Source organism: Pedobacter sp. UC225_65 (genome assembly GCF_042698365.1).
Taxonomy (GTDB): Bacteria; Bacteroidota; Bacteroidia; order Sphingobacteriales; family Sphingobacteriaceae; genus Pedobacter.
On sequence record NZ_CP170550.1, the window covers coordinates 3,454,275 to 3,474,376 of the forward strand.

Consider the following 20,102-nt stretch of genomic DNA (forward strand, 5'->3'; position numbering starts at 1 on the left):
ATGTTATTTGTCTAGGGCAGGTTGTTTTTGCGTAGCAATAGAAATTCTATTCCAGCCATTGATTGCCACCACTACCATGATCAATTGTGCAATGTATTGGTCGTCAAATATGGCTTTGGCTTTTTGATAAGTCTCATCAGAAACACCGCCCTGCGAAATCAAGGTGATTTCTTCGGTCAGGGCTAAAACCACCCTCTCTTCCTCAGTAAAAAAGTCGGTTTCTCTCCAGGCATTCAATAGGTAGATACGTTGTTCTGTTTCGCCATGTTTTCTCGCATCTTTGGTATGCATGTCGATACAAAAGGCACAGCCATTGATCTGCGAAGCCCTCGTCTTGATCAATTCTTTATGTGTTTTTAGAATCTTGGTAGTAGCTATATATTGCTCTAGGGCAAACATTGATTTATAGCCAGCAGGCTCAATTTCTTCGATGTTAATTCTCTTGTTCATGTCAGTTGTTTTAAAATGATGAACAAAGGTAAAACACGTAGAACGAAGAAAACTTAAGCTAGTTTAAGAAATGAAATCAACCATGTTTTTTTCTAAGTTCGCTGAGGTATTCTGGTGTAAGCCCTAGGTAAGAGGCCAACATATATTGTGGTATGCGTTGTACAAATTCTGGAAACAGGGATACGAAAACACGATAGTTTTCTTCTTTGGTATAATCATGAAAAAACTTAAACCGTCTTTGTGTCGCGGCGTAGGCCCTTTGCATCATGATCCTAAAATAACGTTCCATTTGCGGTAATTCTTTAAATAGCTCATCCTGTTTTTGAGCGTCGACCGCAATAATTTCAGATGGTTCAATGGTCTGGATATAGAATAGGGATTTCGTTTGGATGGTCAAGCTCATGTAATCGGCGAGCCACCAGTTTTCCAAAGCAAATTGTACGATTTGTTCTGTACCCTTGTCATTAATGAAAAACATCCGCAAGCACCCACTTTCTACAAAATAATTCGCTTTACAGATCTCTCCTTCCCGCAGTAGATAGCTTTTCTTTTGGAGGGTTAAAGGTTTGATGTATTTTAAAAGGATCTGTTCTTCATCCTCGTTAAGTGAAACATATCTTTTTACATGTTGGATGAAATTTGGATACATAGATAATGGGCTTATGTTTTGTAATATTCAAATATAGTAAAGGTTTCATTCCCAAATGCGCTAAGGAAATTTAAACATTTCAAAAGTTAGACTGTTCTTCTATCACATCAAAACTATTAAAGACATGGAAACAAGAACAGTAAATGCAGAAATCTTAAACGACCTTATCCAGATCAATAATGATAGAGTGGTAGGTTACGAAAAAGCAATCGAAGAATTAAAATCAGAAGATGCAGACCTGAAATCATTATTTGTGAAGATGATTGGCGAAAGCCACAAATTGAAAATGGCATTGGCCACAGAAGTACAGGCTTTAGGCGAAGAAATTGAAGAAGGAACCACAAGTTCGGGTAAAATCTACAGGGCTTGGATGGATGTGAAAGCCGTTTTTACAGGCCACGACCGTAAAGCAGTTTTAAGCAATTGCGAATTTGGAGAAGATGCGGCCCAAAAAGCATACAAAATGGCATTGGCCGAAGAAGGCCTTTCTGCAGATCTTAGAAGTCTGGTTACAGAACAAAAGGCACAGTTGAGACAATCACACGATGAGATCAAAAGGTTGAGAGACCTGCAAGCCTAAGCAGTTTGTACCATAAACAAAGCCCCGATTTTGTCGGGGCTTTGTTGTTTATAGCCATTGGATACTATTTTTTATCCAGCTCTTTGTCTAGGTAATAAGTGGCTTTGTGGATGGCATTATCAATCGTGTCACTCAAGATCGTAATAAAAGATCCTGCTTTGGCATTAACGATTAGTTTCTTCATGCAATCTTCGCCATTATTGTTGATGTCTACCTGAATATCTGGTTTCACCTCCCTTAGGCCCGTTAATAATAAGTCTATCAGTTCCTGTTGTTTTCTGCCACGAAGGTATTTTTCTTGGCAGATCACCACCCTGTCGAACATCTGTGCAGCAATACGGGCTGTTTCTATAATATCTTCATCTCTCCTATCGCCTGTACCGGATATTACGCCAACATGCTCTGTAGCTTCAACTGTTTTAAGGTAGTCTTTAATCCCGTTAAAACCATCAGGATTATGGGCAAAATCTACCAATACCTTAAACTCTTTGAACTTGAAGATGTTCATCCTACCCGGTGTATGTGCCGCAGAAGGGATAAAAGTTTCTAGAGACATCCGGATATCTTCCGTTTTGTAGCCCCATAAGAAAGTAGTTAGCGTAGCTGCCAAAACATTTTGGATCATGAAATCAACAGAACCATTAAATGTTAAGGGAATGTGGGTTGCTTTTTCAACACGTATTTTCCAATCGCCTTTTTTAATGGTTACATAACCGTTTTCGTAGATGGCCGCTATTCCCCCTTTTTTACAATGCTCTTTGATTACTGGATTTTTTTCGTCCATACTAAAGTAGGCAATATTACAATCGGCGTTCGCTGCAATTTTTAGGCAGTAGGCATTGTCGGCATTCAGAACGCCCCAACCATCGCGTTTCACCGCCCCGATGATTACCGATTTTACCCTTGTAAGGTCGTCTAGGTTATGGATGTCTGAAATCCCTAAATGGTCTTCCTGGATATTGGTAACTACGCCGATGTCGCATTTGTTAAAGCCTAGGCCAGAACGTAAAATTCCACCTCTGGCAGTTTCCAAAACGGCAACTTCTACCGTTGGTTCCTTTAAAATAAATTCTGCACTGAATGGGCCAGTGGTGTCACCTTTCATTAACAAGGTATTCTGTACATAGATCCCATCAGAAGTGGTAAAACCCACCCTGCTACCATTGTTTTTTACAATATGCGCAATTAAACGGGTGGTGGTGGTTTTACCATTTGTACCCGTAACGGCAATGATCGGAATACGTGCAGATTTGCCCGGTGGATACAACATATCAATTACAGGAGCGGCCACATTGCGTGGTAGCCCTTCGCTGGGTGCCAAGTGCATCCTGAAACCTGGTGCAGCATTTACTTCTAAAATTACACCTCCATTTTCTGTTAAAGGCTCAGTTAGGTTTTGGGCCATGATGTCAATCCCACAAATATCTAAGCCAACAATACGTGAAATTCGCTCACAGTTGAAAACATTTTGAGGGTGTACTTGGTCGGTTACATCAATAGAAGTACCACCTGTACTTAAGTTCGCAGTTGATTTTAGGTAAACAATTTCGCCCTTTGGCGCTATGGTTTCTAAAGTATAAGCCTTTTTCTCCAGTAGATCAAGTGTATCACGGTCTACTGTAATTTCGGTCAATACGTTTTCATGCCCATAACCACGTCTTGGATCTTCGTTTTCTTTATCAATCAATTGCTGTATGGTACTTTTTCCATCTCCTTTTACATGTGCAGGCACACGCAGGGCAGCTGCAACCATTTTATGGTCAATCACCAAAACCCTGAAGTCGTGTCCAGTGATAAAACTTTCTACAATGATTCTTCTCGAATATTCTTTGGCATAGTGGAAAGCAGCAATGGCTTCTTCTTCTGTCTTCACATTAATTGTTGCGCCCTTGCCATGGTTGCCATCCAGTGGTTTAAACACCAATGGAAATCCAACTCTTTTAATGGCATCATATACATCTTCCAATGTAGAAGCAGTGAGGCCTTTGGCCACAGGTATGGCAGCATCACTCAATAAACGTTTGGTCTCGTCCTTATTTCCTGCAATATCAACGGCAATGCTACTGGTCCTTTCGGTCATGGTTGCTCTAAAACGAACCTGATTTTTCCCATAGCCTAACTGTACCAAAGAGCTTTTGTTCAGCCTGATCCATGGAATGTTTCTCGAAATCGCTTCATCTACAATAGAACCCGTACTTGGTCCTAATCTTTCCGATTCGCGCAACTCACGCATCCGATGGATATCATGTTCCAAATCATATTCCTTACCCTCAATCAGCGCTTCGGCAATGCGCACAGCAGATTCTGCAGCATAAACTCCAGCTTTCTCTTCCAGATAACTGAAAACAACATTATAGATACCCTCTGTTTTGGTCTGGCGTGTTCGGCCAAAGCCAGTATCCATGCCTGCAAGGGTCTGTATCTCTAAGGCAATGTGCTCAATTACGTGTCCCATCCACGTTCCCTCTTCTACACGGGCCAAAAAACCACCTGGTGCACCTTTAGAGCAACGGTGTGTATATAAACTTGGGATCAGTTGTTCTATCCGCGCTCTAAATCCTTCAATTACATTGGTTGGTCTTTGCTCCAGTTCTTCAAGATCCAGACGCATTTGGATCAGTTTTTTTCTGTTGATAGACCAGATATTTGGTCCCCTTAGCACCTGTATGCCTAATATTTTCATTATAAGTTTCGTTTTAAGTGGTAGTAATCGGAGCGTTGTACTCCATTGAGAAAATATTCTCAAAGAAAAAATTAAAGTATAAAATTTTTTTCAAAAAATTGCCAATTCAGAATTAAAAATTTGACTATAATTTAGAGTGAAAAAAATTAACAAAACCGCCTAATTTGTTAATTAAAAGTATAATATTGATAAAAATAATGTTAAAAATTAGACTAATGCCCATATATTTGGCACATTAGCGAAAACGTAAACGATTAGAATGGCTCCAAAAGGTAAATTAATAATAATTGGCGGTGCGATAAATACTGGAAGTTTTGCCGAAACACAGTTCGGATTGCCACAAAACATGAACTTTTTTGAGCGTGGAATTTTAAAAAGGATCACTACAGAATCTGCCAATGGTAATGATTCCAGGTTCGAGATGATGACAACGGCCTCTTTGATTCCCGAAAAAGTTGGCGAAGAATACATCAAGGCTTTTGCCCAATTAGATGTGCATGATGTTGGTGTACTGAACATCGGAAGTAGAGAAGAAGCGAACCGGGCCGAATATGTAGAACGCATCAAATCTGCTGATGTGGTTATCTTTACTGGGGGCGACCAATTGCGCCTGTCTTCTATTTTTGGAGGTACAGAGATCCATCGCATTTTATTAGAGAAATATCAGGATACGGCCATTGTAATCGCAGGAACCTCGGCTGGTGCTGCGGCGAGTTCAAAAAACATGATCTATCAAGGAAGCAGTAAGGATGCCTTGTTAAAAGGCGAGGTGAAGATGACGGGTGGGCTAGGCTTTATTGATGACGTGATTGTAGACACACATTTTGTACAACGTGGTAGGATTGGTCGTTTGTTATATGCTACAGCAAGTAATCCAGGAATCTTAGGAATAGGCCTTGGAGAAGATACGGGTCTTTACATCCACGAGCATACCATGGAAGCAATTGGCTCTGGAATGGTGATCTTGGTAGATGGTAGGAACATGGCCGATACCAATTTAACTGATGTAGAAATGGGACAACCGGTTTCAATCAAAAATATGGTGGTACATGTCATGTGTGATGGAGATACCTACGATTTAAAAACACATCAACTGGTAATCCACCACCCTAAAGCGGTTCCAACAGAGTAAATTGAGTTGAGAGTCAGAAGTCTAAAGACAGAAGTCAGGAAGTATAAAGTTTCTTTATACTTTTAAGCTTTGGCAATGAACTAATGATACCAATTGAACTAATGAACTAGTGAACCAATGAACCAATGAAACCGATTTTAATCATCAGTTAAAAATTACTTGACCCAATCAAAATGAAAGTTATTATACACGGTGGTTTTTTCAGCGAATCGGCCACCAATCAAGAAACAAAAAAGGCCAAACAAGATGCCTTGGCAGAGATTGTAGAAAAAGCACATCAATTTTTGGCTAGCCATACCGCTTTAGAGACTGTAGTTTACGCAGTGAGTTTATTGGAAGACAATGAACTTTTCAATGCAGGTATCGGTTCGCAGATCCAAAGTGATGGAAAAGTACGCCTCAGCGCTGCTTTAATGGATGGCCATACACAGAAATTTAGTGGGGTAATTAACTTGGAAGATGTTAAAAACCCAATAGCGGTTGCACAAAAACTGCTCGATTATGATGATAGGGTATTGAGTGGAGAAGGAGCCTTGGCATTTGCCAGAGCGAATGGCTTCGACTATTTTAACCCTATCACCGCACAAAGACAAGCAGAATATCAGGAAAAAATAAACCAGCAAGGCAGAAAAGGAACTGTAGGCTGTGTGGCTTTAGACGCTGATGGCAATTTAGCAGCAGCGACCTCTACAGGTGGAAAAGGTTTTGAAATTCCATGTCGCGTAAGCGATTCGGCCACGGTTGCAGGTAATTTTGCCAACAACTTTGCAGGGATTTCTTGTACTGGTGTGGGCGAGGATATTGTGAGTGGTGCGCTTGCCGCTAAGATCGTAACACGCGTAACCGACGGTTTTACATTGCAGGCCGCCTGCGATAAATCTTTTGCAGAACTTAAACCCTTTGATGGTTTTGCAGGCGTAATTGGAATTACAAACGAAGGAGAAATCTATCATTGCGACTCGCACCCTTATATGGTATGGGCATCTTTTGATGTTAATTTACAGGTATTTAACTAAAATTTTATACCTTTATAAGATGAACAAAATCTACCTCGGACTTGTTTGCTTATTTTTGGTATCGGATGCCATTGCACAAAATGCCAACCCAGCTCCTCAAGAAGGAGTTCCACCTAGTGCTGCAATTAATATTGCCGTGTCTAGAATGGAAGATACTGATGGTGACGAATACTTCGCAGATGCGGAGAAAAACGAACGAAAAGGGGATTTGAATGAAGCGCTGACCCTATTCGGTAAAGCAGCCTTTGAATACAATAGCGATAAAAAATTTAGCCGATACGCGGCTTCATTATTGAGGATGAGCAATGTACATCTTTTGCTTTTGCACTACACAGAAGCCGAACAAGTAATCCTAAATGCCGCATTAAAAACCTACACCAAAATTGGAAGCAAGTCTGGTCAGATGGCTTCTTATAACCAATTGGGCAGGATCTATCTGGCGGCAAATAAGTTGACCCAATCGTTATGGTTCTATACCCAGCAAGGAATTTTGGCCCAACAGCTTAAAAACAATACAGCCTATATCGAGTCTGTACTTGGCATTGCATCAGTAAAGATCAAAAAGAAAGAATACGCAATGGCAAGCAGGGATGTGAACAGGGCAGAACTATTGGCCAAAAATGCAAATATTACCCAATTTGCACAGCAGATAAAAATGAGCAGGGCTACCATCGCCGAAAAACAGTTGCCTAAAGCCAAAACACGTTAAAATCCGTATTTCTGGGTATTTATTGGTCTTTATAATAAACGAACTTAGATCTGTGCCTCAAATCAAGTTAAACCAAGCCTACAAGTTATTGATTGTTCCCTTATTCTTTTTGGGATCATTCAGCTTGCCTTTGGTTGTTGTTGCCCAACACAACCAATTGTTAGATTCAGCAAAGCATATTTTTAGGTCTAAACCCGAAGAGGCCATCTTACTTTTAAAGCAGGTAAAAAAAGAGGCATTAAGAACAAAAGACCATACTGTTTTTATCCAAGCAGAACTGATCAGTGGTAATATTGCTTATTTTAAAGGAAAACATGATGAAGCACTCAAAATCTACATGGGCGCTTTGCAAATTGCAGAACAAGCGAAGCTCCACCTGCAGATTGCCGCTGTTTGCAATGAAATAGGTACGCTTTTAAAAAAGAACAAAGAACTACAAAAGGCACTTGGATATTACACAAGAGCGCTAGCTGAAGCAACAGTTGTTAAACATGATGAACAGATGGCCAATGCTTGTAATAATATTGGACTGATTTATGAAGAAGAAGGTAAATATGCGAAGGCCTTGGTGCAATATCAAAAATCTTTGCTCGCCTATCAAAAGATAAAAGATAAGCTAGGCGAATCTTATAGTTTAGAATATATCGGTTATGTCTATGCGCTGATGAAAAACTATGATCTGGCAGTAACCAATCTTCAAAAAAGTTTATCCTTGCGTATCGAACTGAAAGACAATTATGGGATTGCCATTTGCTTAATTGAGCTTACAGAAGTTTTTAGAGATAAAAAAGATGATCAGTTGGCCATTGCTTATGCAAAAAGAGCAATCAGTTATAGCAGAGAGATCAATTATCCGGATATGTTGCAGAAAGGATACGAGTTATTGGCAGAAATCTATGGGCGAGAGCAGAATTTTGCTGCTGCTTACCAAGCGCATCAACAATATACAAAGGTAAAGGATTCCATTTTCAACATTGAGAAGAGCAAGCAGATTGGCGAGTTGCAGACCAAATATGAAACAGAAAAGAAAGAGCAGAAGATAGATCTTTTGCATAAGGAAAATACCATCCAAAAGTTAAAACTTACCCAACGCGATGGAATTATTGGTGTTATCAGTGTTGTTTTTCTAGGCTGCTTATTTATCGTATATCTGCTGTATAACCGTTATCGGTTGAAACAACAGACCAGGTTACAGGCCGAAGTAATGACACAACAAGACCTGGCCACAAAAGCAGTTTTAACTGCTGAAGAAAATGAGCGCAAACGCATTGCCGGAGAACTTCATGATGGTTTGGGGCAGATGTTTTCGGCCGTAAAGCTGAATCTCTCAGCCATTGGCGAAAACCTTACTTTTAAAGACGAACACAATGAAAAGATGTTTAGCAAGACCTTGCATCTGGTTGATGAAAGCTGTAAAGAAGTAAGGGCCATCTCGCATCAAATGGCCCCAAATGTTTTATTGAAAGCAGGTCTTACCAGTGCCGTGAGGGATTTTATTGATAAGATTGATGCCCGAAAATTAAAGGTGAACCTAACTACCTTCGGTTTACAGGAACGTTTAAGTACCGAATATAGAAATCGTTTTATATCGAGTGATCCAAGAAACGGTAAATAATGTAATTAAACATGCCAAGGCCAGCGCATTGGATATCCAACTGACCAAAGATGTAGAAGGAATCAATGTGATGATTGAAGATAATGGAACTGGTTTCAATGTGGCCCAGCTCGAAAAATTTGATGGCATTGGGCTAAAAAATATCCGTACCAGAGTGGCCTACCTCAAAGGAACTGTAGATTTTTCATCCCGCCCAGATGAGGGTACATTGGTGGCGATATACATTCCTTTTTAGGGATTAAAAATACCCAATAGAGGGTATATAGCCGATGCAGATTTCACTCTAAATTTGGGGATTAACACATCTCTATGAAACTTGCATACCGGCTTTTATTTCTATGTTTAGGTTTCAGCTATGCTTCAAATGCTCAGAACAAAGTAGTTGTTGATAGCTTGAATAAAGTAATCTCTTTAAAAACACCCAAAGACACAACCTACATCAAAGCATTGAATGATCTGGCATGGATTTATTCAAAGGTCGATTCGGCCAAAGCCATGAACTATGCAATGCGGGCAAAAAATGCGGCCACCAATAAACAATACACTTTAGGGTTGGCCGAAGCCTATAAATGCATAGGGCATATCAATTCTTATAAAAACCATACGGCCATTGCTATCCAAAACTTTAATATCTCCAATGATTATTATACCAAGTTGAACAATAAACGTGAAATTGGTGGCAATTATAACAACATGGGCACTGCCTATAAGTTGGTGGGTAACCTGAACGAAGCTTTGCCCTATTTTCTTAAAGCAGAAAAGATCCATAGGAGTATAAACGACCTTGAGGCCCTCGGAGCGGACTTGAACAATATAGGTACCGTATATACGGATCTCGGTAATCTTAGCAAGGCCATTGATTACTATCTTGAAGCAATCAGTATAACTGAAAAGTCTAAGATACCTAGAAATAATGCACAGACCTTTATCAATGTCGGCAATATACTGCGCTTACAGAAAAACTATAAAGAAGGCATTTTGTATTACGACAAAGCCATCAAGATCTTGATCGATTTTAATGACCAGCTAAATTTGGGCATTGCCTATATCAATTATGCCAATATCTACATCGAGCAATCTGCTTACGATAAAGCAATCCATCTGATTGATCAAAGTGTGGCTGCATTTACCAAAGTCAATTTTAAACGTGGGCTACAGGTCTGTTACAATAACCTTGGTGCGTTATACATCAGACAGAAAAGATATAAAGAGGCCATCCCTATTTTAGAGAAATCGATCAAAATTGTAGAAGAATCGAAAAATTTTGCTGGTTTGGCATTGGTAGAGCAGAACATCGCTTTTTCTTACACCAAAATGGGGCAGTTTAAACAGGCCGAAGAATGGTTTAACAAGGCCGAAGCATCTGCCTTAAAGTATAATAAAATAGATGTAAATACATTTGCCGAAATCTATAACAATCGGTCTTCGCTAGATTCGGCAACAGGAGATTTTAAAAAGGCATTTTTTGGTAGAGAAAGATACAGACTGATCAAAGATAGCTTGCTGAACGAAAAATTGGGCAAGCAGATCAACGAGCTCAATACCAAATACCAAACGGAGAAAAAACAAAACCAGATTACTCTTTTAAGTACACAGAACCAGATCCAAGGGCTACAACTGAACAAGAGCAAGCTCGAAATCATGAATAAGAACCTTATTTTAGACAAAAATAACCTCCAGATCAACACCCAAAATCTATTATTGGAAAGAAATCGCTCAGAGCTGAAGCAGAAGAAATCTGAAGCTACCGTAAAAGAGCAAAAAATCAAACTGCTCAATACCGAAAACCAAATACAAAGATTAGAACTGCTCAAAAGAAATATCACCATTGTCATTATTGCTGCCATCTTGATCTTTAGTTTCTTGATCGGTTTTCTATTTTACAACAAGTATAAACTCAAACAAGAAGCAAGGCTACAAACCGAAGTGATCAAGCAGCAAGACCTTTCTACCAAAGCCGTTCTAAATGCAGAAGAGAATGAACGCAAACGGATTTCTGGCGAATTGCACGATGGTTTAGGTCAGCTGTTTTCGGCAGTTAAGATGAACCTCTCGGCATTGACGGAGAGCCTTGATTTTAAAGACCCACATGGTGCAGAAATGTTCCATAAAACCATGAGTTTGGTTGATGAAAGCTGCAAAGAGGTTCGCTTGATCTCGCACCAAATGGCACCTAATGTTTTATTGAAGTCTGGACTTACAGCTGCCGTTAGAGATTTCATCAGTAAAATAGATGCCAGAAAACTCAAGATCAACTTAGAGACATTTGGCTTACAGCAGAGGTTAGACCAGAATATAGAAACGGTATTGTATCGGGTTAATCCAAGAGACAGTGAATAATGTGATCAAACACTCAGAGGCAGATACCTTGGATATTCAACTTACGAAAGATGAAGAAGGAATCAACGCAATGATCGAAGATAATGGAAAAGGTTTTGATGCCTCATCGCTAGAAAGATTTGAAGGAATTGGCCTCAAGAACATCAAAAGTAGAGTAGGTTATTTAAAAGGCTCGGTAGATTTTTCTTCAACCCCAGGTTCGGGAACCCTTGTGGCAATCCATATTCCTTTGTAGCTTAGTGAGATGGAAAATGCGTCTAAAATAAACCTATTTATCATTGATGACCATCAATTGGTTGTAGATGGATTAAGTTCTTTACTCAATAACGAAGAGCGATTTGCATTGGTAGGTTTTTGTAACCAGCCCAAAGAGGTAATGGCCATGCTGGAAGAAAGGCAAGTTGATATTTTATTAACAGACATCAACATGCCCGAAATGTCTGGCGTAGAGTTGACCAGAAATGTCAAAAAGCGGTTTCCTCAAATCAAAGTGTTGGCCCTTTCCATGTATGGCGAACGACAGGTAATCAAAGAAATGATTGATGCTGGTGTATCTGGTTATATCCTAAAAAATACAGGAAAGAAGGAGTTGGTAGAAGCCTTGGATAAACTGGCCAGCGGGCACACCTTTTTTGGCGATGAGGTGACCCAAGAACTCATGAAATCTTTTAAAGGTAACGAAGACGAATCGCATCTTACCAATCGTGAGGTAAGATGATCCGCTTGATCGAGCGAGAATTGAGCAATAAAAAAATTGCCGATCTATTGTTTATCAGCGAGCGTACCGTAGAGACCCACCGTAAAAATATATTCAGAAAAACAGGTACGCAAAGTATCGTAGGCCTCCTAAAATATGCCTACGATTGATAAGATCATTTAAACATGTACCTACTAATGGGTAGATGAATATACCCTGAACTTGGTATTGTACAGGGGCATGGTTTTTTCAATTTTTGTTACTACGAACAATCATCTGAATCAACCCATTGTACATGAAGAATAATGCAATTAGAATTACTGATGTTTTAAGTAGACGAGAGGTGGAGATTATAAAGCTCATTACCCAAGAATACAGCAATGAGGAAATTGCAGCCCATTTGGCCATCAGTAGACGTACTGTAGAAACACACCGAAAAAATATCTTTAAGAAAACAAAAGTGAAAAGTATTGTTGGATTGGTGATGTTAGCCATTAAAAGCAAGCTGATTTCTTGATCAAAACCTTATTTTTATAAACTTTACAAAAAAGATACACTTAAAAACTGTATCTTTTTTGTTTATTTAAGAAATTGGTATCATATTGGATGTTGATTTACATGAAATGGATTTTAAACTGTTTAAAGAGATGTTGAGAAGAATATTAATGATAACATTTACTGCCGCGGCGTTGGCATGTAGTGCTGCACCAAAGGCGCAAAAAATGGTTGATGGTGTACAGAATATCAAACCAGACGAACAACAAAGTTTGGTTTGCAGAGAAGTTGTCCAACTGATAGAAAATTATAATTATAAAAAGATAAAATTGAATGACTCGATATCTTCAGTCATTTTCGATAGGTACATCAAAGCATTGGATCCTTCTAGATATTATTTTTTGGCAAGCGATATCAAAGAATTTGAAAAATACAGAACTACGTTAGATGACGATTTCAGGATTGGTGATCTAAGTGCTCCTTTTTATATTTTCAATGTTTACCTCAAAAGATACAATGATCGTGTGAACTATTCATTGGCCCAACTTAAAGAGAAGTATGATTTTAACCAGAATGATACTTATACATACGATAGAGAAAAGATGCCATGGATAACAAGCACAACAGCTTTAGATGATGTTTGGAAAAAAAGAGTGAAATATGAGTTGGTTAACCTGAAGATTGCAGGTACGGATCAGGCCAAAAACATTGAGACACTAACCAAGCGTTACGAAAACTTAAAATCTCAAGCCGCAAAGTTCAATAACCAAGATGTATTCCAAATCTTAATGGATTCGTTTACAGAAGCGATTGATCCACATACCAACTATTTCAACCCTCGAAATGCAGAAACTTTTAATCAAGAAATGTCACGCTCTATCGAGGGAATCGGTGCAACACTACAATTAGAAAATGAAGTGACCAAAATTGTATCTGTAGTTCCAGGCGGACCAGCTTTTAAAAGCAAACAGATCAATGCTGGTGATAGGATTGTGGCGGTAGCACAGGGTGTAGATGGAGAGTTTGAAGATATTATTGGATGGAGAATTGACAATGCGGTAGCAAAAATCAAAGGTCCAAAAGGAACAACGGTAAGGTTAAAAGTTATCCCAGTTGGACAAGAGCTTTCGTCTAAACCAATTGTGATTACCCTAGTAAGAGAGAAAGTGATTTTGGCTGACCAATCTGCAAAGAAATCAGTTAAAACCATCCAATCTGATGGCAAGCCTTATAAAATTGGCATTATAGACGTACCAGCATTTTATGCAGACTTTAAAGCGGCAAATGCCGGAGACCCTAATTACAAAAGCACCACACGTGATGTGCGTTTATTGATAGATACCTTAAAGAATATTGATAAAGTAGATGCAATTGTAATGGACCTACGTGCAAATGGTGGCGGATCATTGGTAGAAGCCATTGACCTAACAGGTTTGTTTATTGACAAAGGCCCAGTAGTACAAGTGAAAGACCTAAGAGGTGCTGTTGAAGTTGACGAAGATAAAAATGCAGGTGTGGCCTGGTCTGGTCCATTTGGTGTAATGATTGATCGTTTAAGCGCATCGGCTTCTGAGATTTTTGCCGGAGCGATACAAGATTATGGTAGAGGTGTGATCATGGGTACACAAAGTTATGGCAAAGGAACAGTGCAGTCTTCTATAGATCTAAATAGATTGGTAGAGCCATCGTTGTTGCAAAAAATGGCTGCGGTCTTCAAAAAAGCACAACCAGAGAGTCAACCTGGAGCAAAACAAGGAGCACCAGCTTCTTCAAGCTCAGTAGTTGTGGATAAAGACGGAACCCCACAACTTGGTGTGATTAACTTAACTATGGGTAAATTCTATCGCATCAATGGTAACAGTACACAACATAAAGGTGTAATACCTGATTTCAATTTCCCTTCGGTTTATCCAATGGATAAAATTGGTGAAGATACTGAACCATCGGCATTGCCATTTGATATGGTTAAACCTTCTAACTTTAAAATGGTTGCAGACCTAACAGATGTAAAAATGAAATTGTTAAAACTGCACAACGATAGAATGGCGGGTTCTGTAGCGTATAAGATATTACAAGAAGACATTGCTGACTCTAAAAAACGTGATGGAGAAACCTCTATCTCTTTGAATGAAGCAAAATTAAAAGCGGAACGTGATGAGTTGGAAGCGAAATCCCTAGCTCGCTTAAATCAATTGAGAGCATCTAGAGGCTTAGCTCCGGTTAAAAAAGGAGACAAGACCACAAAAGATGAAGCCTTTGATTTTGTACAGGATGAGAGCTTAAAGATCATGGTGGATCTAATGAAGTTGACCAATGTTGATGGAAAACTGACCAACGTTATCCCTCCTTTTAACAAATAAACTTAATTATAAAACACAAAAAAAGTCCAGCTGATCTAGCTGGACTTTTTTTATGGAATAAATTTATCTATTTCTTTTCTTTTGAGATCTGCATTGACATCATCTCTTTCATGGTTTTGTTCATCCCTTCTGTAGAACCATCTAAGAAAATCACATTACCATCACTATTCTCTGCAAAATGTTTGATAGACTCGGTCCACATGGTAAATAGGATAACAGAAATATCCAAGTTGGCCTGTTCCATTTCTTGTGCGGCCTTGGTCATACCATGTGCTACCTCTGCACGGAACAAAGCAATACCTTGTCCACGTAATTGGGCCGCCTCACGTTCTGCTGCTGCTGCAATTTTAATGGCATTACCATCTGCTTCAGCTCCTTTTGTTTTGGTCGATCAACAAGGCCTGACCTTCGTTTTCGGCGGCAGCCTTTAAATTGTTAGAAGCAACTACCCTGCTCATAGAACGCATCATCTCTTCATCAAAAGTGATATCGTTCAACTGCAGGTCTTGTAGGTGGTAACCCCAGCTTTCCAATACCTGGTCTATCTGATGTTTCACATGGTCTACGATCTCATTTCTCTGGGCCAATACATTGGCCTGTTTTTGTGTTGCTACATAGGCCCTGATCGAGCCTTCAATGGTGCGGATCAAAGCCTGCATCAAGTTGTTGGCATCCACAAATTTAAAAGCTACGTTTTTAATGGTTTCTTCATCATGGTTCAGTACAGAATAAAGTAACATGGCCTTAAAATAAACATTAGCCTGATCGTGGGTAACGGCTTGGAATGAAAGCTCTACCGATCGATTTTGGATAGAAATCCTAGAATGAATCTGCTCTATCAAAGGAATTTTTAGGCTTAACCCAGGGCGCAACTGCCTGCGGTATTTGCCAAATATGGTAATAACTGCAATTGTACCCTGTTTTACAGTTACAAAAGAGCTAAGTAGGACAATCAGTCCAAAGAAAAGTAAAACATAAGGTATGTAAATCATCGTTTCAATTTGTTAAATTCTAATCAATATTACTAATAATTGAAGTTTCTATGTAGCTTTATTTTAAATAATTTATTTAATTAAACATGTATGAAACTAAAATTAGGTTTACCACTAATTGGCTTGGCTTTAATTGTAGCCTGTCAAAGTAAAAATACCAGTACCGAAAATCGGACTGTATTTCTTGATACTGCAGGAATGGATACTTCAGTTAACCCTGGAGATAATTTCTTTATGTATGCAAACGGAAAGTGGATGAAGAATACAGTAATTCCTGATGACCAGAGCGGTTGGGGAAGCTTTTATACGTTATATGAAGATAATCTTAAAAAACTGAAGGGAATTGTTGAAGAAGCAGAGAAAGAAGGTGCAGCCAAAGGTACGGCCAAACAAAAGGTAGGTGATTATTACGCCAGCGGAATGGATACTGTTGCCATAGAAAAATTAGGTGCGGAACCACTTAAGCCTGTACTGGCGAAAATAGACGCGGCAAAAGACTATAAAGAACTGGTTAAGCTATTGGCAGAGTTGGCCAAAACCGATGAAGCAAGTTTATTGGGGATGGGTGTTGGTGCAGACGAAAAAAATAGTGTTAAAAATATAGCTTCATTCTATCAGTCTGGCTTGTCTTTGCCAGAAAAAGAATACTATTTTAAAACGGATAGTGCTTCTAAGGTAGCTAGAACAGGTTTTGTTGATTATGCTACTAAACTGTTTAGCTTGACAGGGGTGGATGGTGCAACAGCGACTAAAAACGCGAACGCTATATTGGCCTTGGAAACAGAGATTGCCAAATCGCACCGTAGTCCAGAACAACTGAGAGAATCCACAAAAGAACTACAATAAAATGAGCGTTGCCCAATTGGCCCAATTGGCACCAAACTTGGATGTTGTAGGCCTTTTTGCTGCGATGAAGATAAAAACCGATAGTGTAAATGTTGGTCAGCCTGATTATTTTAAAACATTGAGTACTTTATTGGCCAGCCAGCCGATTGATGTTTGGAAAACCAAGTTCAAATATGATTACATGGCCAGAAATGCAGGCTTTTTAAGTAAAGCATTTGTAGATGCATCTTTCAATTTCAATAAGATCTTTAACGGACAAAAGAAACAGTCTGAGAGATGGAAAAAATTAATCAATGGAATAGATGGGAACCTTGGCGATCTTTTAGGTCAGCTTTACGTAGAGAAATACTTTACACCAGAAGCCAAAAAACGTATGGATGAATTGGTAAATAACTTACAGAAAGTGTTTGCTAGCCGTATCGAAAAATTGGATTGGATGAGTGCCGAAACAAAAACAAAAGCAACTGAAAAGCTGAATATCTTCTTAAAGAAAATTGGTTATACCACCAAATGGAAGAATTTTGATGATGTAACCATTACCAAAAACGATTACTTAGGAAATGCACGTAGTGCCAGAACACACGGTTATAATGAAATGATTGGAAAGATCGGTCAACCAGTTGATAAAACAGAATGGGGAATGACACCACCAACAGTAAATGCATATTACAATCCTACATTTAACGAAATTGTTTTCCCTGCCGGGATTTTACAGTTTCCGTTTTTTGATGCAAATGCTGATGATGCCATCAACTATGGTGCAATTGGTGCGGTAATTGGTCACGAAATGACACATGGATTTGATGACCAAGGTCGTCAGTACGATGCTGCAGGTAACATGAAAGATTGGTGGACCAAAGCAGACGCAGCTCAATTTAAAACCAAAGCTGATAAAGTTGCAGCCATGTATAGCGGATTTACCTTGTTGGATAACCAACACGTAAATGGCAATTTAACATTGGGAGAAAACCTAGCGGATATTGGTGGTTTGGCCATTGCCTACGATGCTTTTAAATTAACAGCACAGGGCAAAGAAGCGACAAAGAAAATTGATGGTTTTACACCAGACCAAAGGTTCTTTTTAAGCTTTGCCCAAGTATGGAGGATCAAAGACAGAGATGAAAACATGCGTGTTCGTATCAAAACAGATCCACACTCGCCAGAAATGTTTAGGGTAAATGGGCCTGTATACAGCATGGAAGCATTTTATAAGGCATTTAATGTGCCTGCAACAGCTAAGATGTACATTGCCCCAGCAAATAGGTTAGGTGTTTGGTAGATTAAGCTAAAGGCAATATAAAAAGATAAAGCGGCATCATGAATTTGGTGTCGCTTTTTTATTAAAACAAAATGATAAACAGGATGTTATAAAGCTATTAAACTCATTGATATGAATGTAAAACGTACTTTCGGTACAGTGCTAACTATTTTAGGTATTATTGGTCTGATCTACTCGGGTTGGGGTTTTGTACAAAACAGTATACAAACCAAAGAATTGATTGTAATCGGCATCATAGCAATCATCTTTTTTGTATCTGGTATCGGATTGGTGAAAAATACAAAGGATGAGGCTTAATTTGCCTTGTCTGTTTCGTTTTGATCTTTTAAAGAGATTCTATTGTTATCAAACTTTAATTGATGGCCTTTAAAATCAACATCCGTTAAACTTTGCATCTTTTTAAATGCGGTGAAGTTTTCATCTAAAGTTAGCCTGTTGATCTTATCCTGTTTTACAGAAATTACATCAGCATATAAAAAATCGCCTTTGGCATTGAGCTTTAATTGAAGTAGTGGCGCAAAACCATTTGGGCCTTTTAAACTGAACATCCCGTAAGTACAGAAATTGCCTAGGCTATAAGCAATGAATTTATTTTTATAGACTTCAACTGCTCTGGTTACATGCGGGCCATGTCCTAAAACCACATCTGCACCAGCATCAATCACGCCATGTGCAAAAGCATAAACATTTCCACGGTTTTCTTTATAAAAGATTTCTGTCTGTCGGGTTACATGCTCAAAGTTTGCCCCTTCGCCACCCCCATGAAAAGAGACAATCACAATATCTACCTGTTTTTTCAAGGCCGCAACCAGTTTTTTCGCACTATCGATGTCTTTAATAGAAACGGTATTCTCGTTAGGTGCAAATGCACAAAAGGCATATTTTACACTATCTTTTTCAAAAATGTCGAAAGGTTTGTTGAGCTGACCAGCATACTTGATCTGTAACGAATCCAAGAATCCTTGCGGTATTTTTTCTACCTCTACTGTCAAAATCACCTACGTGATTGTTGGCAATGCTCAATACATTAAAACCCGCTTTTTTAAAAATGGCACCATAACGGTCTGGCATCCGAAAAGCATAACAGCTATTGGAATCTGATCCTTTGCACTTTGAAGAATTGCCATCATTTAAAAAACAACCTTCTAAGTTTCCAAAAACAATATCTCCTTTTAGAAATGAATCCACAGCTTTAAAACTGTTGATAGCATCATCTGGTGGAAGATTAAGTTTAGTTGGAAAAGCAGAGCCCAACATGATATCGCCAACGGCAACAATACTGATGGTATCTTTCGTTTGATGAAGGCTATCTGGTGGGAGCAGTTTTGATTGTTGGTCAACTGTTTTACTCTGACAGCTCAATACAAAATAGGCCACCAATAGGGTAAAACCAAAAAGGGCAAAAAAGTTCTTCATTGCTGAGGTATAAAAAAATCCCCCTGGATAATAGGAGGATTAAATATTTTAAATGTTGATCAATTGAAAATTAGGCTATTCTTCAACAAAGTCCTTCTTGCCTGATTCGATAATTCTGCCACCCTTAAAAAAGATACGCGAATAATAAGGTTCATTAAGATTGCTGATTACCACACCACGTGAGGATGAGGCATGTGCAAATCGATTATCGCCTAAGTAAACACCAACATGAGAAATCTTGCGGCCATTACCTCTAAAGAATACCAGATCACCTTCTTTTAACTCGTCTTTAGACAAAGGAACGGTCATTCCGAAGATATCGCCAGAATTACGTAAGATAGTTGTATTGAAAACTTTGTCGTAAATGGTTTTTGCAAAGGCTGAACAATCAATTCCTTTTTTGGTATTACCAGCGAAGCGGTATGGAGTTCCAATCCACTCGTATATAAATTTGTAAAGCTTTAAGTTAGACGTCGCATCTACTGCAACACCCATTACTTGCGAGAAATATTGTGAAGCTAAGTTATCTGGATCTTCTACGTTGGTCTCTTTTGCCTTGCTTTGAACTTCTTTTGTTTTTTTGCTTTTTTGAGCAAATGTAGCAGAGTAGCTACAAGTGATAATCAAGAGGGAGAACAAAAACTTTTTAATCATGTTATACTGTTAAGTTTGGGTAAAATGACACTTACACTTAAACGTACACCACTAGGGCTTATTGTTAGGGTAGCAAAAATATGTTATTTGAATATGTTATCCAAATGTTTTTCAGTCATTTGTAAAAGTTATTAACATTTGTTGCGTTTTTACCTCCGCTATCGTATCATTTTAATTGTTTTTTTGTTG

The 20,102-nt window shown here is 38.8% G+C and carries 23 protein-coding genes; 15 read left to right on the plus strand and 8 right to left on the minus strand.

The window, feature by feature from the left end:
* Window positions 1-3: 3 nt before the first annotated feature.
* Window positions 4-450 (minus strand): carboxymuconolactone decarboxylase family protein, encoded by a 447-nt coding sequence (locus tag ACFJIZ_RS18190; RefSeq protein ID WP_379087274.1) that lies wholly within the window; start codon window positions 448-450, stop codon window positions 4-6.
* Between the two features lie 76 nt (window positions 451-526).
* Window positions 527-1,099: a Crp/Fnr family transcriptional regulator gene (locus tag ACFJIZ_RS18195; RefSeq protein WP_379087277.1), complete on the minus strand. Its 573-nt coding sequence runs from the start codon at window positions 1,097-1,099 to the stop codon at window positions 527-529.
* Window positions 1,100-1,223: 124 nt separating this feature from the next.
* Between ACFJIZ_RS18195 and ACFJIZ_RS18200 the strand changes: the two genes are divergently transcribed.
* Entirely contained in the window at window positions 1,224-1,679 is a 456-nt protein-coding gene (locus ACFJIZ_RS18200; protein ID WP_379087280.1) for a PA2169 family four-helix-bundle protein, read from the plus strand.
* Window positions 1,680-1,743: 64 nt separating this feature from the next.
* Here the strand turns inward: ACFJIZ_RS18200 and cphA are convergent, their stop codons facing one another.
* Window positions 1,744-4,362: a cyanophycin synthetase gene (gene cphA / locus ACFJIZ_RS18205; protein WP_379087283.1), complete on the minus strand. Its 2,619-nt coding sequence runs from the start codon at window positions 4,360-4,362 to the stop codon at window positions 1,744-1,746.
* A 259-nt stretch (window positions 4,363-4,621) separates the two neighbouring features.
* Between cphA and ACFJIZ_RS18210 the strand changes: the two genes are divergently transcribed.
* The 11 genes from ACFJIZ_RS18210 (at window position 4,622) to ACFJIZ_RS18260 (ending at window position 14,726) form a co-directional block, all read left to right on the plus strand.
* A complete protein-coding gene (locus ACFJIZ_RS18210) occupies window positions 4,622-5,494 on the plus strand; it encodes a cyanophycinase (protein WP_379087286.1) in 873 nt (290 codons plus the stop codon).
* A 173-nt stretch (window positions 5,495-5,667) separates the two neighbouring features.
* Window positions 5,668-6,510 carry an isoaspartyl peptidase/L-asparaginase gene (locus ACFJIZ_RS18215; RefSeq protein ID WP_379087289.1) on the plus strand — a complete coding sequence of 281 codons (843 nt, stop codon included), beginning with the start codon at window positions 5,668-5,670 and terminating at the stop codon, window positions 6,508-6,510.
* 19 nt (window positions 6,511-6,529) lie between these two features.
* Window positions 6,530-7,219 (plus strand): hypothetical protein, encoded by a 690-nt coding sequence (locus ACFJIZ_RS18220; RefSeq protein ID WP_379087292.1) that lies wholly within the window; start codon window positions 6,530-6,532, stop codon window positions 7,217-7,219.
* A 52-nt stretch (window positions 7,220-7,271) separates the two neighbouring features.
* Window positions 7,272-8,834 (plus strand): tetratricopeptide repeat protein, encoded by a 1,563-nt coding sequence (locus ACFJIZ_RS18225; protein WP_379087295.1) that lies wholly within the window; start codon window positions 7,272-7,274, stop codon window positions 8,832-8,834.
* Window positions 8,812-9,069: a sensor histidine kinase gene (locus tag ACFJIZ_RS18230; protein ID WP_379087298.1), complete on the plus strand. Its 258-nt coding sequence runs from the start codon at window positions 8,812-8,814 to the stop codon at window positions 9,067-9,069. Before ACFJIZ_RS18225 ends, ACFJIZ_RS18230 begins: the two co-directional genes overlap by 23 nt.
* A 74-nt stretch (window positions 9,070-9,143) precedes the next feature.
* Window positions 9,144-11,174: a tetratricopeptide repeat protein gene (locus ACFJIZ_RS18235; RefSeq protein ID WP_379087301.1), complete on the plus strand. Its 2,031-nt coding sequence runs from the start codon at window positions 9,144-9,146 to the stop codon at window positions 11,172-11,174.
* Complete coding sequence (locus ACFJIZ_RS18240; RefSeq protein ID WP_379087304.1) at window positions 11,167-11,409, plus strand: sensor histidine kinase; 243 nt, start codon at window positions 11,167-11,169, stop codon at window positions 11,407-11,409. The genes ACFJIZ_RS18235 and ACFJIZ_RS18240 overlap by 8 nt, the downstream gene beginning before the upstream one ends.
* A 9-nt stretch (window positions 11,410-11,418) precedes the next feature.
* Window positions 11,419-11,892 (plus strand): response regulator transcription factor, encoded by a 474-nt coding sequence (locus tag ACFJIZ_RS18245; protein WP_379087307.1) that lies wholly within the window; start codon window positions 11,419-11,421, stop codon window positions 11,890-11,892.
* Window positions 11,889-12,041: a response regulator transcription factor gene (locus tag ACFJIZ_RS18250; RefSeq protein ID WP_379087310.1), complete on the plus strand. Its 153-nt coding sequence runs from the start codon at window positions 11,889-11,891 to the stop codon at window positions 12,039-12,041. The genes ACFJIZ_RS18245 and ACFJIZ_RS18250 overlap by 4 nt, the downstream gene beginning before the upstream one ends.
* Window positions 12,042-12,166: 125 nt before the next feature.
* Entirely contained in the window at window positions 12,167-12,388 is a 222-nt protein-coding gene (locus tag ACFJIZ_RS18255; RefSeq protein ID WP_379087313.1) for a response regulator transcription factor, read from the plus strand.
* 106 nt (window positions 12,389-12,494) lie between these two features.
* The gene (locus ACFJIZ_RS18260; protein ID WP_379087316.1) at window positions 12,495-14,726 is read left to right on the plus strand and encodes a carboxy terminal-processing peptidase; all 2,232 of its coding nucleotides are present in this window, start codon (window positions 12,495-12,497) and stop codon (window positions 14,724-14,726) included.
* Between the two features lie 67 nt (window positions 14,727-14,793).
* On the opposite strand, the gene ACFJIZ_RS18265 is transcribed toward ACFJIZ_RS18260, so the two are convergent.
* Both ACFJIZ_RS18265 and ACFJIZ_RS18270 read right to left on the minus strand, forming a co-directional pair.
* Window positions 14,794-15,018, minus strand: a complete 225-nt coding sequence (locus tag ACFJIZ_RS18265; protein ID WP_379087319.1) for a hypothetical protein — start codon at window positions 15,016-15,018, stop codon at window positions 14,794-14,796.
* Window positions 15,019-15,094: 76 nt separating this feature from the next.
* Window positions 15,095-15,718, minus strand: coding sequence for an SPFH domain-containing protein (locus ACFJIZ_RS18270; RefSeq protein WP_379087321.1), 624 nt, complete (start codon window positions 15,716-15,718; stop codon window positions 15,095-15,097).
* A 90-nt stretch (window positions 15,719-15,808) separates the two neighbouring features.
* On the opposite strand from ACFJIZ_RS18270, the gene ACFJIZ_RS18275 reads away from it, so the two are divergent.
* The 3 genes from ACFJIZ_RS18275 (at window position 15,809) to ACFJIZ_RS18285 (ending at window position 18,140) form a co-directional block, all read left to right on the plus strand.
* Complete coding sequence (locus ACFJIZ_RS18275) at window positions 15,809-16,564, plus strand: hypothetical protein (protein WP_379087325.1); 756 nt, start codon at window positions 15,809-15,811, stop codon at window positions 16,562-16,564.
* A gap of 1 nt (window position 16,565) precedes the next feature.
* A complete protein-coding gene (locus ACFJIZ_RS18280; protein ID WP_379087328.1) occupies window positions 16,566-17,843 on the plus strand; it encodes a M13 family metallopeptidase in 1,278 nt (425 codons plus the stop codon).
* Between the two features lie 111 nt (window positions 17,844-17,954).
* Window positions 17,955-18,140 carry a hypothetical protein gene (locus tag ACFJIZ_RS18285; RefSeq protein WP_379087330.1) on the plus strand — a complete coding sequence of 62 codons (186 nt, stop codon included), beginning with the start codon at window positions 17,955-17,957 and terminating at the stop codon, window positions 18,138-18,140.
* Here ACFJIZ_RS18285 and ACFJIZ_RS18290 read toward each other — a convergent pair.
* The 3 genes from ACFJIZ_RS18290 to ACFJIZ_RS18300 form a co-directional block, all read right to left on the minus strand.
* Window positions 18,137-18,841, minus strand: coding sequence for a CapA family protein (locus ACFJIZ_RS18290; protein WP_379087333.1), 705 nt, complete (start codon window positions 18,839-18,841; stop codon window positions 18,137-18,139). The two genes, ACFJIZ_RS18285 and ACFJIZ_RS18290, sit on opposite strands and share 4 nt — an antisense overlap.
* Window positions 18,741-19,259, minus strand: coding sequence for a CapA family protein (locus ACFJIZ_RS18295; RefSeq protein ID WP_379087336.1), 519 nt, complete (start codon window positions 19,257-19,259; stop codon window positions 18,741-18,743). Before ACFJIZ_RS18295 ends, ACFJIZ_RS18290 begins: the two co-directional genes overlap by 101 nt.
* 75 nt (window positions 19,260-19,334) lie before the next feature.
* Window positions 19,335-19,913 carry a C40 family peptidase gene (locus tag ACFJIZ_RS18300; protein ID WP_379087338.1) on the minus strand — a complete coding sequence of 193 codons (579 nt, stop codon included), beginning with the start codon at window positions 19,911-19,913 and terminating at the stop codon, window positions 19,335-19,337.
* Between the last annotated feature and the right edge of the window lie 189 nt (window positions 19,914-20,102).

Coding starts and splice junctions, on each gene's coding strand:
- ACFJIZ_RS18190 (WP_379087274.1), bottom strand. CDS start 450: ATGAACAAGAGAATTAACATCGAAGAAATTGAGCCTGCTGGCTATAAA.
- ACFJIZ_RS18195 (WP_379087277.1), bottom strand. CDS start 1,099: ATGTATCCAAATTTCATCCAACATGTAAAAAGATATGTTTCACTTAAC.
- ACFJIZ_RS18200 (WP_379087280.1), top strand. CDS start 1,224: ATGGAAACAAGAACAGTAAATGCAGAAATCTTAAACGACCTTATCCAG.
- cphA (WP_379087283.1), bottom strand. CDS start 4,362: ATGAAAATATTAGGCATACAGGTGCTAAGGGGACCAAATATCTGGTCT.
- ACFJIZ_RS18210 (WP_379087286.1), top strand. CDS start 4,622: ATGGCTCCAAAAGGTAAATTAATAATAATTGGCGGTGCGATAAATACT.
- ACFJIZ_RS18215 (WP_379087289.1), top strand. CDS start 5,668: ATGAAAGTTATTATACACGGTGGTTTTTTCAGCGAATCGGCCACCAAT.
- ACFJIZ_RS18220 (WP_379087292.1), top strand. CDS start 6,530: ATGAACAAAATCTACCTCGGACTTGTTTGCTTATTTTTGGTATCGGAT.
- ACFJIZ_RS18235 (WP_379087301.1), top strand. CDS start 9,144: ATGAAACTTGCATACCGGCTTTTATTTCTATGTTTAGGTTTCAGCTAT.
- ACFJIZ_RS18245 (WP_379087307.1), top strand. CDS start 11,419: ATGGAAAATGCGTCTAAAATAAACCTATTTATCATTGATGACCATCAA.
- ACFJIZ_RS18250 (WP_379087310.1), top strand. CDS start 11,889: ATGATCCGCTTGATCGAGCGAGAATTGAGCAATAAAAAAATTGCCGAT.
- ACFJIZ_RS18255 (WP_379087313.1), top strand. CDS start 12,167: ATGAAGAATAATGCAATTAGAATTACTGATGTTTTAAGTAGACGAGAG.
- ACFJIZ_RS18260 (WP_379087316.1), top strand. CDS start 12,495: ATGGATTTTAAACTGTTTAAAGAGATGTTGAGAAGAATATTAATGATA.
- ACFJIZ_RS18270 (WP_379087321.1), bottom strand. CDS start 15,718: ATGATTTACATACCTTATGTTTTACTTTTCTTTGGACTGATTGTCCTA.
- ACFJIZ_RS18275 (WP_379087325.1), top strand. CDS start 15,809: ATGAAACTAAAATTAGGTTTACCACTAATTGGCTTGGCTTTAATTGTA.
- ACFJIZ_RS18280 (WP_379087328.1), top strand. CDS start 16,566: ATGAGCGTTGCCCAATTGGCCCAATTGGCACCAAACTTGGATGTTGTA.
- ACFJIZ_RS18285 (WP_379087330.1), top strand. CDS start 17,955: ATGAATGTAAAACGTACTTTCGGTACAGTGCTAACTATTTTAGGTATT.
- ACFJIZ_RS18295 (WP_379087336.1), bottom strand. CDS start 19,259: ATGAAGAACTTTTTTGCCCTTTTTGGTTTTACCCTATTGGTGGCCTAT.
- ACFJIZ_RS18300 (WP_379087338.1), bottom strand. CDS start 19,913: ATGATTAAAAAGTTTTTGTTCTCCCTCTTGATTATCACTTGTAGCTAC.